Annotated in this window: 17 protein-coding genes; 9 read left to right on the forward strand and 8 right to left on the reverse strand. The window is 68.3% G+C overall.

The features are described from left to right. Positions 1 to 48 precede the first annotated feature (48 nt). The 3 genes from ACWPXE_RS26865 to ACWPXE_RS26875 all read left to right on the forward strand — a co-directional run bounded on the left by ACWPXE_RS26865 (position 49) and on the right by ACWPXE_RS26875 (position 3,247). Complete coding sequence (locus tag ACWPXE_RS26865) at positions 49 to 843, forward strand: ParA family protein (protein ID WP_094301379.1); 795 nt, start codon at positions 49 to 51, stop codon at positions 841 to 843. Continuing rightward, on the forward strand, positions 843 to 1,754 hold the full coding sequence (locus tag ACWPXE_RS26870) for a ParB/RepB/Spo0J family partition protein (protein WP_454020279.1): 912 nt from the start codon (positions 843 to 845) through the stop codon (positions 1,752 to 1,754). The genes ACWPXE_RS26865 and ACWPXE_RS26870 overlap by 1 nt, the downstream gene beginning before the upstream one ends. A gap of 113 nt (positions 1,755 to 1,867) precedes the next feature. Further along, a complete protein-coding gene (locus ACWPXE_RS26875) occupies positions 1,868 to 3,247 on the forward strand; it encodes an esterase-like activity of phytase family protein (RefSeq protein WP_454020280.1) in 1,380 nt (459 codons plus the stop codon). 24 nt (positions 3,248 to 3,271) lie between these two features. Here the strand turns inward: ACWPXE_RS26875 and holA are convergent, their stop codons facing one another. From holA to ACWPXE_RS26895, 4 genes are all read right to left on the reverse strand, one after another. Continuing rightward, complete coding sequence (gene holA, locus ACWPXE_RS26880) at positions 3,272 to 4,294, reverse strand: DNA polymerase III subunit delta (protein ID WP_454020281.1); 1,023 nt, start codon at positions 4,292 to 4,294, stop codon at positions 3,272 to 3,274. Between the two features lie 49 nt (positions 4,295 to 4,343). Further along, positions 4,344 to 4,907, reverse strand: a complete 564-nt coding sequence (gene lptE, locus ACWPXE_RS26885; RefSeq protein WP_454020282.1) for an LPS assembly lipoprotein LptE — start codon at positions 4,905 to 4,907, stop codon at positions 4,344 to 4,346. Then, positions 4,894 to 7,464: a leucine--tRNA ligase gene (gene leuS / locus ACWPXE_RS26890; protein WP_454020283.1), complete on the reverse strand. Its 2,571-nt coding sequence runs from the start codon at positions 7,462 to 7,464 to the stop codon at positions 4,894 to 4,896. The genes lptE and leuS overlap by 14 nt, the downstream gene beginning before the upstream one ends. A gap of 111 nt (positions 7,465 to 7,575) precedes the next feature. Further along, positions 7,576 to 8,115 carry a DUF3576 domain-containing protein gene (locus ACWPXE_RS26895; protein WP_014238944.1) on the reverse strand — a complete coding sequence of 180 codons (540 nt, stop codon included), beginning with the start codon at positions 8,113 to 8,115 and terminating at the stop codon, positions 7,576 to 7,578. A 343-nt stretch (positions 8,116 to 8,458) separates the two neighbouring features. Here ACWPXE_RS26895 and ACWPXE_RS26900 point away from each other — a divergent pair, with 343 nt between their 5' ends. Both ACWPXE_RS26900 and ACWPXE_RS26905 read left to right on the forward strand, forming a co-directional pair. Next, a complete protein-coding gene (locus tag ACWPXE_RS26900) occupies positions 8,459 to 9,631 on the forward strand; it encodes a porin (protein ID WP_454020284.1) in 1,173 nt (390 codons plus the stop codon). Between the two features lie 405 nt (positions 9,632 to 10,036). Beyond that, the gene (locus tag ACWPXE_RS26905) at positions 10,037 to 11,194 is read left to right on the forward strand and encodes a porin (protein ID WP_237904549.1); all 1,158 of its coding nucleotides are present in this window, start codon (positions 10,037 to 10,039) and stop codon (positions 11,192 to 11,194) included. Between the two features lie 89 nt (positions 11,195 to 11,283). Here the strand turns inward: ACWPXE_RS26905 and ACWPXE_RS26910 are convergent, their stop codons facing one another. Then, positions 11,284 to 11,820 carry a hypothetical protein gene (locus ACWPXE_RS26910; RefSeq protein ID WP_454020285.1) on the reverse strand — a complete coding sequence of 179 codons (537 nt, stop codon included), beginning with the start codon at positions 11,818 to 11,820 and terminating at the stop codon, positions 11,284 to 11,286. A gap of 99 nt (positions 11,821 to 11,919) precedes the next feature. Here ACWPXE_RS26910 and ACWPXE_RS26915 point away from each other — a divergent pair, with 99 nt between their 5' ends. After that, positions 11,920 to 12,627, forward strand: a complete 708-nt coding sequence (locus ACWPXE_RS26915; RefSeq protein WP_454020286.1) for a YggS family pyridoxal phosphate-dependent enzyme — start codon at positions 11,920 to 11,922, stop codon at positions 12,625 to 12,627. Positions 12,628 to 12,633: 6 nt separating this feature from the next. Here ACWPXE_RS26915 and ACWPXE_RS26920 read toward each other — a convergent pair whose 3' ends face one another. The 3 genes from ACWPXE_RS26920 to ribA form a co-directional block, all read right to left on the reverse strand. After that, positions 12,634 to 13,155 (reverse strand): L,D-transpeptidase family protein, encoded by a 522-nt coding sequence (locus ACWPXE_RS26920; protein WP_454020287.1) that lies wholly within the window; start codon positions 13,153 to 13,155, stop codon positions 12,634 to 12,636. Between the two features lie 65 nt (positions 13,156 to 13,220). After that, on the reverse strand, positions 13,221 to 14,192 hold the full coding sequence (locus ACWPXE_RS26925) for a hypothetical protein (RefSeq protein WP_454020288.1): 972 nt from the start codon (positions 14,190 to 14,192) through the stop codon (positions 13,221 to 13,223). Between the two features lie 179 nt (positions 14,193 to 14,371). After that, positions 14,372 to 15,544: a GTP cyclohydrolase II gene (gene ribA / locus ACWPXE_RS26930; protein WP_454020289.1), complete on the reverse strand. Its 1,173-nt coding sequence runs from the start codon at positions 15,542 to 15,544 to the stop codon at positions 14,372 to 14,374. A 265-nt stretch (positions 15,545 to 15,809) separates the two neighbouring features. On the opposite strand from ribA, the gene ACWPXE_RS26935 reads away from it, so the two are divergent. The 3 genes from ACWPXE_RS26935 to ACWPXE_RS26945 all read left to right on the forward strand — a co-directional run bounded on the left by ACWPXE_RS26935 (position 15,810) and on the right by ACWPXE_RS26945 (position 18,421). Then, positions 15,810 to 16,499, forward strand: a complete 690-nt coding sequence (locus tag ACWPXE_RS26935) for a response regulator transcription factor (protein ID WP_109069931.1) — start codon at positions 15,810 to 15,812, stop codon at positions 16,497 to 16,499. Positions 16,500 to 16,619: 120 nt separating this feature from the next. Beyond that, positions 16,620 to 17,063 (forward strand): DUF2231 domain-containing protein, encoded by a 444-nt coding sequence (locus ACWPXE_RS26940; protein ID WP_454020290.1) that lies wholly within the window; start codon positions 16,620 to 16,622, stop codon positions 17,061 to 17,063. Continuing rightward, positions 17,060 to 18,421: a PQQ-dependent sugar dehydrogenase gene (locus ACWPXE_RS26945; RefSeq protein ID WP_454020291.1), complete on the forward strand. Its 1,362-nt coding sequence runs from the start codon at positions 17,060 to 17,062 to the stop codon at positions 18,419 to 18,421. Before ACWPXE_RS26940 ends, ACWPXE_RS26945 begins: the two co-directional genes overlap by 4 nt. Positions 18,422 to 18,423: the final 2 nt, after the last annotated feature.

Genomic DNA, 18,423 nt, shown 5'->3' on the forward strand with positions numbered 1-18,423 from the left:
ACCGCGACCCTGATGCATTCCCGCTCCGACGCTTCCCGCGAGGCTGACATGCCCTCCGCCCTTCCCTCTGCTCGCGTCATATCGATTGCCAACCAGAAAGGCGGCGTGGGCAAGACCACGACCACCATCAATCTGGCAACCGCCCTGGCCGCCATCGGCAAGCGTGTTCTGGTGATCGATCTCGATCCCCAGGGCAACGCCTCCACCGGCCTCGGCATCCCGCGCGCCGACCGGCGTGTCGGCATCTACGACGTGCTGTTCGACGGCATGCCGCTGGAGGACGCCGCGACGGTGTCGACGGTGCCGAACCTGTCGATCATCACCTCCTCCGTCGATCTGTCCGGCGCCGAGGTCGAGCTGGTCACCTCCGAGCGGCGCGAGTTCCGGCTCCGCGAGGCGGTGGACAAGAGCGCGTTGGAATACGACTACGTGCTGATCGACTGCCCGCCGGCGCTCGGCCTGCTGACGCTGAACGCGCTGGTCGCTTCCCACGCCGTGATGGTGCCGCTGCAGTGCGAGTTCTACGCGCTGGAGGGGCTCAGCCACCTCGTCCGCACCATCGAGCGGGTGAAGCGCGCCTTCAACCCAGACCTCGATATCCATGGCGTCGTGCTGACCATGTTCGACAAGCGCAACAACCTGTCCGACATGGTGGCCGCCGACGTCCGCGGCTTCTTCGGGGAGAAGGTCTACGACACCGTCATCCCGCGGAACGTGAAGGTCTCGGAGGCGCCGTCCCACGGCAAGCCGGTGCTGATCTACGACATGCGCTGCCCTGGGTCGCAGGCATACATTCATTTGGCCGGCGAGGTGCTGCGCCGTGAGAAGAGGCTGAGCGCGTGATGGAGGATACCAAACGTTCGGACGGCGGTGCCCGCCGCGCCAGCCTGGGTCGTGGCCTGTCCGCCCTGTTCGGCGAGGCGGCGGAGGACTATTCCGCGCTCGACAAGGTGCGCCAGTCCAAGCAGGTGCCCATCGAGTTCATCCATCCCGGCAAGTACCAGCCGCGCCGCACGTTCGACGATGAGGCGCTGCAGGGGCTGGTCGAGTCGATCCGCGACAAGGGCATCCTCCAGCCCCTGCTCGTCCGCCGGGATTCGGAGACGACCAACTCCTATGAGCTGATCGCCGGCGAACGCCGCTGGCGGGCCGCGCAGATCGCCGGCCTGCACGAAGTGCCGGTCGTCATCCGCGAGCTGTCGGATCGTGAAGCGCTGGAAATCGCGCTGATCGAGAACATCCAGCGCCAGGACCTGACGCCGCTCGAAGAGGCGGAGGGTTATAAGCGCCTGATGGAGGAGTTCGAACACACCCAGGAGGATCTGGCGCGCTCGGTCGGCAAGAGCCGCAGCCACGTCGCCAACATGATGCGCCTGCTCGCCCTGCCCGATCCGGTCAAGGGCATGGTGCAGGAGGGGGCACTCAGCGCCGGTCACGCCCGCGCCCTGCTCACCTCCTCCGATCCGGTGTCGGTGGCGCGCGAGGTGGTCAAGCGTGGGCTGAACGTCCGCCAGACCGAAGACCTGATGCGCGGCAGTGCGCCGGTCAAGACCAAGAAGGCTGGCGGACGTGGCGGTGCCGCCACCGACCCGACGCTCAAGGACGTCGATCTGGTGAATCTGGAGGAGGAGATCTCGGCCCGCATCGGGCTGAAGGTCGCCATCACGCCCCAGGGCAAGGGCGGCTCCATCACCATTCATTACCAGACGCTGGACCAGCTCGACGACGTACTGCGCCGGCTTGGTGGTGAGTAGGAAGTCGCGGAACCAAACTGTCACTTTAGTGAAACGGCACTAACATGATCTCCCCCTAAACAGGGTCGTCCGGCCGCAGCGACGTGGCCGGAGCCGACACAGAGGGGGAAATCATGAAGCCTATCCACGGCCTGTGCCTTGCCGGCCTTACCGCGGCACTGATTGCGGGGCCGGCTCTTGCGGACCAGAAATTCCCGGCGGAATTGGTCGGGCACGGCGTCATCGACGCGGCGACCTTTGTGACGCCGCCCGCCGACGCGCCGGACCTCTTCCGCACCTCCGGCAAGTTCACCGCTGCCGACCGCAAGCGCGTCGACCAGCCCCGCAGCATCGACGGCACATCCTTCCTGTCGGCACCCGGCGCGGCGCGCGGCACCGGCATGGCACTGCCCTTCGAGGGCCAGCCGGTCCAGGGCTTCTCCGGGATCAAGGCGCTGGGCGGCGGCAGCTTCCTGGTGCTGACCGACAACGGCTTCGGCAGCAAGGGCAACTCCGCCGACGCCATGCTGACGGTGCACAGGCTGACCATCGATTGGAAGACCGGCGCGGCGGCGGTGGCCGAGACGCTGTTCCTGCGCGATCCCGACCGCAAGGTGCCCTTCCCCATCGTTACCGAGGCGACCAAGGAACGCTACCTGACGGGTGCCGACTTCGACGTCGAGAGCGTGCAGATCATCGGCGACCGGATGTATTTCGGCGACGAGTTCGGCCCCTACATCTTGGTGACCGACCGGACCGGCACGCTGCTGTCCCTGCATGAGAGCACGGTGGACGGCAAGCCCGTGCGCTCCCCCGACCATTACGCGGTGTCCACCCCGGCTGTGCCGGGCGCCGTCGGCTTCGAGGTGCGGCGCTCGCGTGGCTTCGAAGGGATGGCCGCGTCGAAGGACGGCCGGTTCCTCTACACGCTGTTCGAAGGGCCGTTGTTCAACGCCCAGCTTGGGACGGGTGGTGCCTGGGAGACCAAGGACGGGCGGGAGTATCTGCGCATCGCCGAGTTCGACGTCGCCAAGGGCGACTTCACGGGCCGCAGCTTCAAATACCTTCTGGAGGCCAACGGCAACAACATCGGCGACTTCAACATGATCGACGCCACCACCGGCCTGATCATCGAGCGCGACAACGGCGAGGGCAACCCGGCCCAGGGCTGCACCGGCCAACCCACCCCGGATTGCTTCAACGTCCCGGCGAAGTTCAAGCGTGTTTACAAAATCGACTTCGCCCAAGCCGACGCGGAGGGCTTCGTGAAGAAGGTGGGCTATGTCGACCTGATGGACATCGACGATCCGAAGGGCGTCGCCCGGCTCGGCGGCGACAAGGGCACGTTCACCTTCCCCTTCGTGACCATCGAGAATGTCGATGTGGTGGACGCCGAGCACATCGTCGTCGGCAACGACAACAACCTCCCCTACTCGTCGGGCCGTGCGCTGGGCAAGCAGGACCACAACGAGCTGATCCTGCTGCGCGTGCCGCAGTTCCTGGCTGCCAAATAAGGGGCCGCAAAATAAGGAAGAGCGTCAGCGCCGCGCCAGCGAGGCGAGCTGGAAGAGGACGCGGGCGCAGAGCGTCTGGTCAGGCATGTTGGTGCGCTTGCAATCCGCCTCGGCCTCGACCAGCCGCTCCAGCGCCTGACGGACCAGCGGCGCCGGCCAGCGGCGGGCTTGACCGGTCAGCCGCGGCTTCATCTTGAAGAACACCGGCGGGCGCAGCGCTTCCACCGCGGCGTCCGCCGACTTGCCCGCCGCCACCTGCCCGGCGACCAGCTGCAGCCGCTGGAAATGACGCTGGGCGGCGCGCAGGATCGGCACCGGGGACATGCCCTCGGCGAACAGCCGGGCCAGCGAGCGGTCGAGCGTCGCGAAGTCGCCCTCCGCCGCCGCCCAGATCGGCTCGTCGAGCGACAGGGCCGCGCTGTCACCGACGCAGGCCTGGGCATCCTCCAGTCGGACACGCGTCTCAGTGCCCATGTAGAGCGCCAGCTTCTCCATCTCGCCGCGCGCCACCATGCGGTCGCCGACCAGGTTGCCGGCAAGGAAGGTCAGGGCGTCGGGGTCGGCGGTCAGGCCATGGCCGTGCAGGATGTCGGCGATGACCCGGCCGAGCGCCGCCTCCTCCTCCACATAGCAGGGAATGGCGACGGCGCCGTCGGCCCCTTCGAACAGGGTGCGCAGCTTCGACCGGTTGCCGAGATCGCCGGCTTCGACGATGACGAGGCTGTCGCCGGGCGGAAGTGCAGCCAGGAAGGCGGTGAAGGCGGCGGCGACGTTGTCCTCCGCCTCGCGCACGCGGATCAGGCGGCGGCCTCCGGTGAAGGACAGGGCGGCGGCCTCGTCGGCCAGACGCGCGGGGTCGTCGGCGACGGCGCGGCCCAGCATCTCGGTGACCCGGAAAGGGTCTGACAGGTCGGCGACCACGGTGCGGCCCAGCCCCATGGCGCGGTCGCGCACCAGACCGGTGTCCGGGCCGTAGAGCAGGACCGCGCGGATCTTGGGATCGGGGCTGCGCAGGAAGCCGTCGATCGCCCGGGCTTGCAGCTTCACGAAGACACCGTCGGTGGCGGAGGACCGGCCTCCGGTTGTCCAGTGTGGATCAGAGCTTGCGGCCGAGCTGGGCGGCCACGCGGGTGGTGATCTCGTTGGAGATTTCCAGAATTGCGCGGTCGTAGGCGTTCTCCACCGTGACCAGGGCGCCGTACTGCTGCTCCAGCACGTTGTAGCTGATGTAGGAGCGCGCGTTGGCCTGGAACAGGATCGCGCCCGTTGCCGCGTCGATGAGCTGGTAAGGGGCGTTCACGACGAGCTGGGCGCGGGTGGCGGTCGCGTCCTTCTGAAGGGACAGCTTCTGCTCCGACGCGGTCAGCACGGTCTCCAACCGGTAGCGCGGGGCGGCGGGGCGGCCATCGGCGTAGAAGCGGTCGATCAGGAGATTGCGCAGCTTCTGGCCATAACGGTCCTTGATGCCGCCGATCTCGACCTGCTGGAGCTCGGCGGTGCCGATGCTGTTCGCCCCGAGGTTTCCATACATGGGCTGGAAACCGCAGGCCGCCGTGGCAAGCACCGCCGGCGCGAGCAGGGCGAAGGCCAGAAGCCCCCGCCGCCGGACGCCGGCTTTGCCGTTGTGGCTATTGTCGTTATGAAGGTCAGACGACGACATTGATCACCCGGTTCGGGACGACGATGACCTTGCGCACCGGCTTGCCCTCCAGGGCGCGCTGGACGTTTGGATCGGCCAGGGCGGCCTGCTCCGCGGCATCCTTCGCCATGTCGCGCGGCAGCTCCAGCGTCGCGCGCAGCTTGCCGTTGACCTGCACCGCCATGGTGACCGAGTCCTCGACCACCAGGGCGGCGTCGGCCTGCGGCCAGGGCTGGTTGACCAGCAGCGTGGCATGGCCGAGCTGCGCCCACAGCTCCTCGGCGAGATGGGGCATCATCGGGGCGATCAGGCGGACGGTGGCCTCGAAGCCTTCGCGCAGGACCCAGGCTTCGCCTTCGCCCGCGCCGTCCAGCTCGGCCAGGGCGTTGGACAGCTCGCGCACGCGGGCCACCGCCTTGTTGAAGCGGAACTTCTCCAGGTCTTCCGAGATGCCGGCGATGGCCTTGTGGACCAGACGGCGGGTGGCCTCGGCCTTGGCACTGAAGACGTCCGGCTTCGGCGTCCCGGTGGGCGGCAGAGCGACCGGCGATTCCGTCACCATCCGCCACAGGCGGTTGATGTAGCGCCAGGCGCCGTCGATGCCGGCTTCGGTCCATTCCAGGTCGCGTTCCGGCGGGCTGTCGGACAGCATGAACAGGCGGGCGGCGTCGGCGCCGTAGGTGCCGATGATGTGCGCCGGATCCACCACGTTCTTCTTGGACTTCGACATCTTCTCGACGCGGCCGACCGTCACCGGACCGTCGTTGTCGTTGCGGATGTAGTCGCCGAGATCGTTCTTGCGGATGTCGGTCGGGGCCAGCCAGGCGCCGGTGCCGGCGTCCTTGTAGGTCTCGTGATTGACCATGCCCTGGGTGAAGAGACCGGCGAAGGGCTCCTCCACGTTCAGGTAGCCGCACTGCTTCATCGCCCGCGTCCAGAAGCGGGAATAGAGCAGGTGCAGCACGGCATGCTCGATGCCGCCGATGTACTGGTCCACGGACAGCCAGTAATCCACCGCCTCGCGCGTGAAGGCGACGTCCTCGGCTTTGGGCGAGCAGAAGCGGGCGAAATACCAGCTCGACTCGATGAAGGTGTCGAAGGTGTCCGTCTCGCGCACCGCCGGCTTGCCGCAGCTCGGGCAGCTCGTGTGCTTCCACGTCGGGTGGTGGTCCAGCGGGTTGCCGGGCTTGTCGAAGGTCACGTCGTCCGGCAGAACGACCGGCAGATCCTGCTGCGGAACCGGGACGATGCCGCAGCTCTCGCAGTGGATGACCGGGATCGGGCAGCCCCAGTAACGCTGGCGGGAAACGCCCCAGTCGCGCAGGCGGTACTGGGTGGTGCGCTCGCCCTGCCCCTGCTCCTCCAGCCGCTTGCCGACCTCCTGCTTGGCCGGCTCGACCTCCAGCCCGTCGAGGAAGCGCGAATTGCGCAGCAGGCCGGGACCGGTATAGGCCTCGTCGCCGACCGTGAAGGCAGCGGGATCGGCGTCCGCCGGAACGACCACCGGCGTGACCGGCAGGCCGTACTTGCGGGCGAAGTCCAGGTCGCGCTGGTCATGGGCCGGGCAGCCGAAGATGGCGCCCGTGCCGTATTCCATCAGCACGAAGTTGGCGACGTAGACCGGCAGTTCCCAGGACGGGTCGAAGGGATGCACCACCCGCAGCCCGGTGTCGAAGCCGCGCTTCTCGGCGGTTTCGATCGCTTCCTCGCTGGTGCCCAGACGGTTGCACTCGGCGATGAACTCGGCCAGCGCGGGGTTGCCGGTGGCCAGTTCGGCGGCCAGCGGATGGTTGGCCGAGATCGCCGCGAAGGAGGCGCCGAACAGCGTGTCGGGCCGGGTCGTGAAGACCTCCAGCTTATCCGTCCGCCCGACGAGGTCGAAGCGGAAGCGCACGCCGGTGGACTTGCCGATCCAGTTCTCCTGCATCAGGCGCACGCGCTCCGGCCAGCGGTCCAGCGTGTCCAGCCCCTTCAGCAGCTCGTCGGCGTAGGCGGTGATCTTGAGGAACCACTGCGACAGCTTGCGCTTCTCGACCAGCGCCCCGGTGCGCCAGCCGCGGCCGTCGATCACCTGCTCGTTGGCGAGGACCGTGTTGTCGACCGGGTCCCAGTTGACCCAGGACTCCTTGCGGTAGGCCAGGCCTTCCTTGAGGAAATCCAGGAACATCTTCTGCTCGTGGCGGTAATACTCCACGTCGCAGGTGGCGATCTCGCGGTCCCAGTCGATGGACAGGCCCATCGTCTTCAGCTGGGCGCGCATGGCCGCGATGTTCTCGCGCGTCCATTTGGCCGGGTGGGTCTTCTTCTCCAGCGCGGCGTTCTCCGCCGGCAGGCCGAAGGCGTCCCAGCCCATCGGGTGCAGCACGTTGAAGCCGCGGGCGCGCTTGTAGCGCGCGATCACATCGCCGATGGTGTAGTTGCGGACATGCCCCATATGGATGCGCCCCGACGGGTAGGGGAACATCTCCAGCACGTAATACTTCTCACGGGAAGCGTCCTCGCGCGCGGTGAAGCAGCCCTGCCGCTCCCACTCGCCCTGCCACTTCGCTTCGGTTTCCTTGACATTGTAACGCGACATGACCGCAGACGCCGTTCCGTGAGTTTCGTGGATCTAGACAAATAAGGCGCCGACGGCGGGGCAACAGGCGGCGGACCGATGCCTGCCCCCCACCCCGCCCGGCGCCCCCGTTCAGCGTGCCGCGGCCTGCTGGGCGACGCGGATCTGGCGGGCGCGGGTCAGCACCGCGTCCTCCAGCGTCGTCGCCGTCTCCGGCCCGACCGCGCTGTCGCGCCAGTCCGACCCGGCGCGCTGCTGCTTGAACACCGACACCCGCACGCCGTCGGCGCGGAGCTGGCGATCCATGATGTACAGGTTGACCTTGAAGCGCTCGTTCGGGGTGTCCGGCGGGGTGTACCAGTCGGTCAGGATGACGCCGCCGAACGGGTCGGCGGAGACGATCGGCATGAAGGACAGCGTGTCCAGCGAGGCGCGCCACAGGAAGCTGTTGACGCCGATGCCGTTGGGATCGCCCTGCTCGGCACCGTTGCGCTTGTTCTTGCCGAACAGGCTGAAGCCGCCGTCGGTGCCGAGAAGGCTGCCGAACTTGTATTCCTTCTTGATCTGCTCATCGACGGTTTCCGTCTGGCCGCCCCAGCTGGAGCAGCCGGCCACGGCGAGCGACGCCGCGAGCACGACGGGGGCAAGGCGAAGGACACGGGAACGGCGCATGGTCGGAACCTGGATCAATAAATTCGGGGTACCGCGCACGATACCGCGGCGGATGCCGGTGAAAAGACCATAAAAGCCCGCCCGCGGCAACAGCCGATGCGGGGCGCAGCCTGTGCCTTTGCTGTGTCCGGGGCGATGCCGGAGCCCTGCGGACGGGATGGCGCGGGCGGCGGAATTCCAACGGCGGCGCACAATGAAGGTGTGTTCCGTCGGACACACTGTTCCTTCATTGCTGCAACTTTTCGATTTCCGGCTTGCTGGCGTCCCCGCATCTGCGTACCACAGAGCCAGCCAGGACGTTAACCGGGCTGAAAATTCTGCTGCCAGGATGGAGGCAACAATCATGAACCGTTATCTGCTCGCGGGCTGCGCCGCTGCCGCTCTGGCTCTGGGTGCCGGCGCTGCCAACGCTCAGGCCAAGTTTGAAGTCAAGGTCGGCGGCGACGCCTACTTCGAAGGCGGCTACGTCAACGAAGACCGCGACCAGGGCGCCCGTTCGGTTGACTTCCGCAACCGCTTCCGCGTCATCGTGACCCCGACCGCCAAGGCCGACAACGGTCTGGAGTACGGTGGCCGCATCCGTATGCGCGCCAACTCGGGTGCCAACAACGCCCGCACGATGGACGCCGACCGCGGCTACATCTTCGCGCAGGGCGCGTTCGGTCAGGTCCAGATGGGCGTGACCAACTCCTTCAACGACGCCACCTACGTCACCGCTCCGCAGGATTACCTGCAGCTCGGCATCTATGACGGCGTCGCCGCCTGGATCGGCCAGACCTCCGACATCGGTGGCGGCCTCGCCGGTCTGAACGGCTCGATGCTGAGCCAGTCGCTGGTCGTCGAGAACAACGCGACCAAGATCGTGTACTTCTCGCCGCGCTTCGCCGGCCTGCAGGTGGGCGCCAGCTACACCCCGCGCAACGACGACTCGCACGCCTCGGTCAACCGCGCTGACCTGACCCCGGTCACCGCCACCGGCCGCGGCTTCTCGACCACGTTCGAGGATCTGGTCGAAGTCGGCGCCAACTACAGCAACACCTTCGGCGGCGTTTCGCTGAAGGCCAGCGCTGGCTACTACTGGGGTTCCGCTGCCGGCACGACCACGGTCGGCGCCAGCGTCGAGGACCTGAACGCCTGGCAGGTCGGTGCCCAGCTTGGCTACGCCGGCTTCTCGCTCGGCGGTTCGTACACCGACTTCGGTGAGTCGGGCCAGATCCAGACCGCGACCTCGGACAACGAGAAGAGCCGCCTCTGGGTTGTCGGCGCTCAGTACACCGCTGGCCCGATCGTCGTCGGCGCCAACTACAAGAGCGGCAAGGACGCCGGCAGCCTCTACACCGCTGGCGACCGCACCCTGGAAGTCATCGAAGTGGGCGCCGGCTACACCGTCGCTCCGGGCCTGACCCTGCAGGCTCAGTATGACTACTTCAAGGCCGAGAGCGACCTGAGCACGGCCGCTGCGGACCTGGACAACGACGGTCACGTCGTCCTGCTCCGTACGGTCCTGGCGTTCTAATCTGCGGTCATCCGTGGATGGAGAAGGGCGGTGGCTTCGGCCACCGCCCTTTTTCTTTGCCCATCTTCCTTGCCTGTCACGCTGCCCTTGCCTGTCGCGCTACGCCTTTTCCGTGCGCTTTCGCCCGCCGGTTCGCCGTCTGCCCTGGTGCTTTTTGGTGCGTAAAGTTTGTTCATCGCGCCCAAAATCTGGACAAGCAATGTGCTATATTTACGGCATACGGGAAAAACCATTATACTCTAAACACTTACAACTGTGTCGGAATAGCAACTGTGTTACAGTTGCACCGTTGCCACTGTCGAATCGCTCTTGTCGGGTGAGCGAACGGGTGGCTTAGTAATTGATGGGAAGCACAACCGCACGGCTCCAGTCTTCTTGGGAGCCTGCTAGAAGGATGGACCATCAATGAAGCGTTCTCTTGTTACGGGCTGCGCAGCCATCGCGATCATCGCCTGCAGCGGCATGGCTTCCGCCCAGACCAAGTTCGAGGTCAAGGTCGGCGGTGACGCTTTCTTCCAGGGCGCCTATGTCGAACAGGACCGTGATGAAGGCACCCGCTCGACGGAGTTCGCCAACCGCTTCCGCGTGACCGTCACGCCGGTCGCCACGGCCGACAACGGTCTGGAGTACGGCGGCCGCGTCCGCATGCGCGCCGCCAACGGCGCCGGCAATGTCCGCACGATGGACTCCGACCGCGCCTTCATCTTCGTGAACAGCGGCTTCGGCACCCTGCAGGCCGGCACGATCAACGGCCTGTCCGACGAGTTCGGCATCATCGGCCCGAACGTTGAGGGCATCGCCGGCGGTCCGGACAACAACACGGTGGAGTTCCTCACCGGTTCGCAGACCTACTCGCTGCTGCCGACCACCACCAACAACTTCCGCGCCTTCGCCTCGGGCGACGTCGGCACCAAGGTCATCTACCTGACCCCGACCATCGCCGGTTTCCAGGGCGGCGTCTCCTACACCCCGCGCACGGGCGACTCGCACACCTCGATCAACCGTCGTCAGGACAACGGCGGCTTCCAGGACGTCGTCGAGGCCGGCGGCACCTACACCAACGAGTTCGGCGGCTTCAGCGTCGCGGCCAGCGCCTTCTACCAGTTCGGCGATGCGGTCGATGACGGCGTTGGCGTCGGCGCCACCCGCTTCGAGAAGCTCAGCTCGGTCCATGCCGGCCTGAACGTCGGCTACGGCGACTTCAAGATCGGCGGCAGCTACGCCTACAGCGGCGACAGCGGCTACGACAAGTCGCTGACCGTGAAGGAGAAGCAGGACATCTGGATCGTCGGCGCCCAGTACGCCACCGGCCCGTTCATCCTGGCCGCCAACTACTCGCAGTCGCGTTCGAACGGCACCAGCCCGAACACCGGCTTCGTGGCCCCGGTCAAGGCCGAGCTGTATCAGGCCGGCGTGACCTACACCATCGCGCCCGGCCTGACCACGGGCCTGGAGTACAGCTACCTCGACCTCGACTCGAAGATGACGACGCTCGACAACGGCGGCATCAACCCGGACGACCGCGCGCACATCATCATGATCGACACCCGCCTGGCCTTCTGATCGGCCTTGCGGCAGCTCTGACAAAAACGGCGGCGGATACCCATCCGCCGCCGTTTTCTTTGGTGCCGGGCCTTGCTTTCCGGTGACCCTTACTTCTTGGTCGCTGGCGCCGCTTCGGTCTCGCAGAGCAGCAGGATCGCCGCGTCCTCCATCGGGGTCCAGACGGCCAGCAGGCGCTGCTTGGCCTTTTCCGCCGTGTAGGCGGTGGTTCCCGCATCGCGGATGGAACGGACCTTCACTTCGCCCAGCTTCCAGCCAGCCTTGCGGAAGCCGCCGAGGGTGGATTCGAGAATCTGGTCACGGCGGGCGTCGTCGTCCTTCTTGAACTCCCAACCATAATTTTCCTGCTTGGTGCAGCGCCGGTTGAGGTCGGCGGCGGCGGCGCCCAAGAATTCCTTGTAGGTGCCGTCGTCCTGCAGCGGGAACGGTCGCACGGCGAAGGGCGCCTGGGCGATGGCCGACCCCGCCGCCGTCTTGGGAGCTTCCTTGCCGGCGGCGGGCTTGCCGCCATTCTGGCTTCCGGCGTTTGGGTTCCCGGTGCCTTGGGCAAGGGCGTTGCCGGCCGTGAACGGGGCGGCCCCCAGAATCAGCGCCGACAGGATCAGGGGACGCATCCAACCACGCATGCCTTGTTCTCCTCGGGGTGCTTGCGTTTCGTCGGCCCGTCCGTTACCACGCCCTCCGGTTCCTGTACAGGCAGGCGCCATAAAAGGGGGAGGACCGGCATGTCCGCTTCGCACACCGACACACCAGACGCCACCGTCACAGCCCGGCTCGAGTCCGTCCGCCGCTCCATCCAGGACGGCTGCGCCGCCAGCGGGCGCGATCCCGGCGCGGTGACGCTGGTCGCCGTTTCCAAGACCCACCCGGTCGAGGCGGTGGAGGAGGCCCTGGCCGCCAGCCAGCGCGTCTTCGGCGAGAACCGCGTGCAGGAGGCCAAGGCGAAGTTCCCCGCACTGCGCGAGCGCTTTCCGGACCTGGAACTGCACCTGATCGGCCCGCTCCAGACCAACAAGGTCAAGGACGCGGTGGCCCTGTTCGACGTGATCCAGACAGTGGACCGGCCCAAGCTGGCCGAGGCCCTGGCCGAGGAGATGGCGCGCAGCGGGCGCCGCCCGCGCTGCCTGATCGAGGTCAACACCGGCGAGGAGCCGCAGAAGGCCGGCATTCCCCCGGCGGAGCTGGACGCCTTTCTGGCCGCCTGCCGCGACAGCTGGAACCTGCCGGTGACCGGCCTGATGTGCATCCCGCCGGTGGACGAGGAGCCGGCGATGCACTTCGCCCTGCTCGCCGACATGGCGCGCCGCGCCGGCCTGCCCGAGGTCAGCATGGGGATGAGCGGCGATTACGAGACGGCGATCCGCTTCGGCGCCACCCATGTGCGGGTCGGCACGGCGATCTTCGGCGCCCGCCCCACCCCCGCCGCCGGATAGCGCCGCCTATTCCGCCGGGTCCGCCACGGTCAGTGCGGTGCCCGGCGCGCAATCCTTGAGAAGCCGCAGCAGGTCCGGCAGGGGCAGCGCGACGCAGCCCGCCGTCGGCGCCTGGTCGGGCCGCGCCACATGCATGAACACGGCGCTGCCCAGACCCGGCACCACCGGATCGTCGTTGTGTCCCATCACCACGATGACGTCGTAGACATGGTCGTCGCGCCACAGCTCCTCGTGGCTGGCGGCGTAGGGGCGCTTGACCGGATGGTTGTAGGCGGGATCCGCAGGGTCGTCGCACCAGCCGTCGTCTGGCGCAATGGGCGATGCCGGCAAGCCCGTCTCGGGCCGCTCCAGACGGTCGTCGCGCCACAGCACGCGGCGCAGCGCGAAGCGGCCGACCGGGGTGGCGCCGTCGCCCTCCCGCTTGTCGGAGCGGATGCCGCCGCGGCCGAGAACGCAGCGGAACGAGCCGCCGGGCCAGTCAAGACGGCCATCGGACGGCGGGTCCGCAAGACGAACCGTGATCTCCATCGCCCTTCCCTCGCCCGTTTCCGGCCTGTCCGTTTCCGCCCTGTCCGTTTCTGGGGTCATTGCGCTCAGCCCGACACCCGCAAGCTGGGCGCCGGGGTCTGCGCGGCCCGCCGGCCCTGCTCGTACTTGGCCAGATTGCGCATCATCGTCTCAGACAGCATGTCCGGCGTCACGGGTGCAAAGGCATTGCTGTTGGCCGCCGCCGGGGCGGCGTTCGCCTGCGCCGGCGTGTTCGTTGGCACATTCGCCGCCCCGGTACCGGCCACGGCGTCCGGTTGGGCCGCCGCCGGCGCCTCCGCGGGTTTGCGGAAGCCGGAGGGAGCCGCGGTGGCGGCGAAGCCGATGGTGGAGGGGTGCGGCTTGGCGGCGTATTTGGCCATCAGGCTGTTCGCCAGCGGGGTGTCGCGCGCCGGCATCCGCGAGGGGTGCGGCGTGTCCGTCAGGCCATCGCGCCCGGACCCGCCCTCCGCCGCCCCCACCCCATGAGGCGGCGCTGCGGGCCGCTTGGCGTCCGGCAGCTCCGCCGTGACGGTGCGGGCCGGCTGGGCGGCCGGCGCCGCAGCGGCCATGGCCGGTGCCGAGGTGCCGGCGGCGGAGTCCGGCAGGGTGGCGACCGCGGTGGCTCCGGCGGTGCCGGCGGGCGGATGGCTGGCAGCGGCGTCCCCGTCGAAGCCGAGCGAGGCCATGATCTGCCCGCCGATGTCCTTGCCCTGGGCCTGTTCCACCACCGCGTTGGCGATGGACGCCATGCCGCCCAGTGGGCCGCCGAACAGAATGCCGCCGATGACCTTGGACGACGGCCTGATGGTGTCGCCGGTGATCTCCCGGTAAACGGTGTTGACGATGGGGATGTGCTGGAGCGGGTTGATGATGTCCAGGAAGTCGCCGAAGGACATATCGGCCTCGGCCTCGTACCGGTCAGGGCTGTCCCGGCTCTCCATGACCGTCAGGGCGGGCGTCGCTTGGCCCGGCGACCGCTCGCGCTGCACCGGCCGCGAAGCGGCGGCTGCGTCGATGGTGGTGGCGTCGATGGCCATGGGCGGTCTCCCGTCGCGGTGTCCAGCCCTGTCCTAAGCAACCGGTGTGCCAGTTCCCTGGGCTGGAATCCCGTCGTCTCGGGCGCTTTCGGCATGGGTCCGGACGGCGACCCGGCAAGATCTGCCGGGCAAGGGGCGTTTCCTGCCCCCTGAAGAATCGATTCTCAGGAGATGTGGTCTCAGAACATATGCCCGCTGCGCTCCGCCTTGGTGCGCAGATAGCCTTCGTTGTGGCCGTTGGACGGGAAGATATGGGGAACGCGCTCGACCACCTCGATCCCGCAGCGGGCGAGCTGGCGCAGCTTCTCCGGGTTATTGGTCATCAGCCGCACGGCGGTGAAGCCCAACTGCCGCAACATCTCCGCCGCCGGCAGATAGACCCGCTCGTCCGCCTCGAAGCCGAGAATCTCGTTGGCGTCCACCGTGTCGAAGCCGCGGTCCTGGATGCGGTAGGCGCGCAGCTTGTTGACGAGGCCGATCCCCCGCCCCTCCTGCGCCAGATAGAGCAGGACGCCGCTGCCCTGCCGGGCGATCTCGGCGATGGCGCCGCGCAGCTGCTGGCCGCAGTCGCAGCGCAAGCTGCCCAGCAGGTCGCCGGTGAAGCATTCCGAATGCAGGCGGGCCAGCACCGGCTCGCCCGCGACCGGGTTGCCGACGATGATCGCCAGATGCTCCGGCCCGCCGTCGATGGGGCGGAAGGCGGCGATGCTGGTGTTCTCGGCGCCGGACAGCGGGACGCGGGCCTCGGCCACCCGGCGCAGCGTGCGCACCACATGGACACGGTAGTCGGCGATGTCGCGGGCGCGGACCAGCAGCAGGTCGTGCTTCGCCGCCCATTCCCCGGCGCTGCCGGTGTGGCCGGTGGCCGTGTGTTCAGTAGCGGGGGCGACGATGGCTGCCGGCAGCAGACGCGCCAGCCGGGCAAGGTCCACCGCCGCCGTTTCCCGCGACCCGGGGTCCATGGCCGTGGCGGTCAGGCCCTCCGGCATCGCCCCGTCCGGGCGGTGTTCGGGGTCGGCCAGCGCGTGGGCCTCGTCCGCGGTCAGGCAGCGGGGAAGCGACAGGGCGACGACGCCCGTCCCCTCACCCATCAGCTTCAGCACCGTGGCGCGGCGGCGGGTGACGGCCAGGACCGGCGCGGCGCCGGTCAGCTGCACCAGCCGCTGCACGGCGTCGATCGCCACGGATTCCACCGACACCGCGGCGCCGACGCTGCCGTCGGCGGTCTCGATGGCGACGGCCTCGCCCCGGCGCAGGGCGGCCGTGGCCCGGTCCACCGCGCGCATGGCGGCTTCGTCCATGGGCAGGACGGCTTCGGGCGGGGCGGAGTCGGAAGGGGCGTCGGCGTACATAACGGAGGCTTCGCGTGCTGCGCCCCGAAGGGCGAAAGATCCCGACATGGGTCGGAGAGCGCGGGAAGCAAAGCGCAGGTGGCGCACCCCTGTCCAGCAAATCCCGCGCGCCACACCGTTGCCGACGGCGCAACGATGCTGGAAACCGCCGCCGGTGCGGGCGAAGCCGGGTTGTGCCATGCTCAGGCCTTTCCGATAAGTCTAGGGCAATCCCGCGCGGGCCATGATAAGTTCCGCGCCCGGAGCCACCGGTGAACGCCCCCGAATGACGCTTGCGAAACGCATCCTTCTGATCGACGACGACACCGCCCTCCGGCAGTCCCTCGCCGAGCAGCTCCAGCTTCTGGAGGAATTCGAGACGGTGGAGGCCGGAGACGGCGCCTCGGCCCTGGCCGTGGCGCGGGAGGGCGGTTTCGCCGCCATCCTGCTCGACGTCGGGCTGCCGGACATGGACGGGCGCGACCTGTGCCGCCTGCTGCGGCGCGAGGGGGTGCGCTGCCCGGTCATCATGCTGACCGCGGCGGCCTCCGACGCCGACACCATCCTCGGGCTCGATTCCGGGGCCAGCGACTACGTCACCAAGCCCTTCCGCATGGGGGTGCTGCTGGCCCGGCTGCGCGCCCAGCTCCGCGTCCACGAACAGAGCGAGGACGCCGTCTTCGCCATCGGCCCCTACAGCTTCCGCCCGGCGGGCAAGCTGCTCCTCGCCGACGGCGGCGCCCGCAAGATCCGCCTGACCGAGAAGGAAACGGCGATCCTGAAATACCTGTACCGGGCCGGCGGCGCGGTGATCGGGCGCGAGACCCTGCTGGGTGAGGTGTGGGGCTACAACGCCGGGGTCACCACCCACACGCTGGAAACCCACGTCTACCGCCTGCGCCAGAAGATCGAGCGTGACCCGTCCAACGCCGAGATCCTGGTGACGGAGCCCGGCGGCTACCGTCTGGTGCCCTGATCCCCGGTCAGGCGACCGCCGGCCTGCCGCGGCGCGGAACCATCCTCATCCCTGCCCATTGAAAAGATTGATTTCCGGGCCGCCGCGGCACGGACCCCCGTCGGGCAAGGAGATGACGTCTTGGTAGCCATCGTCGATCACGGCAGGCCGGCAAGGGCCATCCATCCCTTGCACGCGGTGCTGCTTGCCGCCTCCCTTCCGCTGTTCCTGGGGGGCCTGCTCTGCGACATCGCCTATTCCAGGAGCTTCGAGATCCAGTGGAGCAACTTCGCCGCCTGGCTGATCGCCGGCGGCATGGTCTTCGCCGGTTTCTCGCTCCTCTGGGCCTTCATCGACCTGTTCCGCGCCGGCCGGCGCCGCGGCCGCGGGCTCGTCTACTTCGTCCTGCTGCTCGTCACCGTCGCGCTCGGCCTCGTCAACGCCTTCGTGCACGCGCGGGACGCCTGGGGAATCATGCCGGAGGGCCTGATCCTGTCGGCGGCCGTCGCCGTGACCGCCCTCCTGGCGACTTGGTTCGGCTTCTCCAGCTTCGGCATGAGCCGTCCGATGGGAGAGACGCGATGAAACGCACTAGCCTGCTGGCCGCCGCCGCGCTCGTCGCCCTGCTGACCGCCTGCGACGACAACAACCCGTCGCAGCCCGTGTACGGCGCCAACCCGCCGCTGCCGGAGCAGCAGCACGGTCTGCTGCCCAGCATGAAGATCGCCAACCCCGCCTCCTGGGGGGACCGGAAACCGACCGTGCCGGAGGGCTTCACCGTCACGGCGATCGCCACCGACCTCGGCATTCCGCGCCAGACCCTCGTCCTTCCCAACGGTGACATCCTGGTCGCCGAAGGCCGGGGCGGCTCGGCCCCGCCGCTGCGGCCCAAGGACTTCATCGCCGGCATCATCAAGGCCAAGGGCACAACCTCGGTTCCCAGCGGCAACCGCATCACCCTGCTGCGCGACGCCGACGGCGATGGGCAATACGAGGAGCGCACGGTCTTCGCCGACCATCTGAACGCGCCCTACGGGCTGGCGTTCGTGAACGGCCAGATCTACGTCGCGAACCAGGACGCGCTGGTGCGCTTCCCCTACCGCGAGGGCCAGACCCGCGCCGAGGGGCCGCCGGAGAAGGTCACCGACCTGCCCTCCTACATCAACCATCACTGGACCAAGTCGCTGGCGGCCAGCCCGGACGGGCGGTTCCTCTATGTCGGCATCGGCTCCAACAGCAACATCACGGAACGCGGGATGCCCGCCGAGGCCGACCGCGCGATGGTCTGGGAGATCGACGCGCGGACGGGCGCGCACCGGCCCTACGCCACGGGCTTGCGCAACCCCACCGCGCTGGCCATCCAGCCGGGAACGGGCACACTGTGGGCGGTGGTCAACGAGCGCGACGAGCTTGGCCCCAACCTCGTCCCCGATTACCTGACCTCGGTCCGTGAAGGCGGCTTCTACGGCTGGCCCTTCAGCTATTGGGGCCAGAACGTCGACCCGCGCGCCCAGCCGCAGAAGCCTGAGCTGGTCGCCGCGGCGATCAAGCCGGACTACAGCCTGGGATCGCACGTTGCGGCCCTGGGCGTGGCCTTCTCCTCGCCGGTGATGGGCGAGCGCTTCGCCGACGGCGTGTTCGTCGGCGAACATGGCAGTTGGAACCGCAGCGTGCCCAGCGGCTACAAGGTGATCTTCGTCCCCTTCCGCGACGGCGCACCCTCCGGCGATCCGGTCGAGGTGGTGACCGGCTTCATGGGCGAGGACGGCCACACCTACGGCCGGCCGGTCGGCGTCACCGTGGACCCCAAGGGCGCGCTGATCGTCGCCGACGACCTGTCGAACACCGTCTGGCGCGTCGCGGTGACCGATCGCTCGCCCAGCGCCCAGGCACCAGCGGATATGGGCAGCGCGACGTCCGGTGGGAACGGATCGTCCAATTGAAA

It is taken from the genome of Azospirillum sp. Marseille-Q6669, from assembly GCF_965111635.1.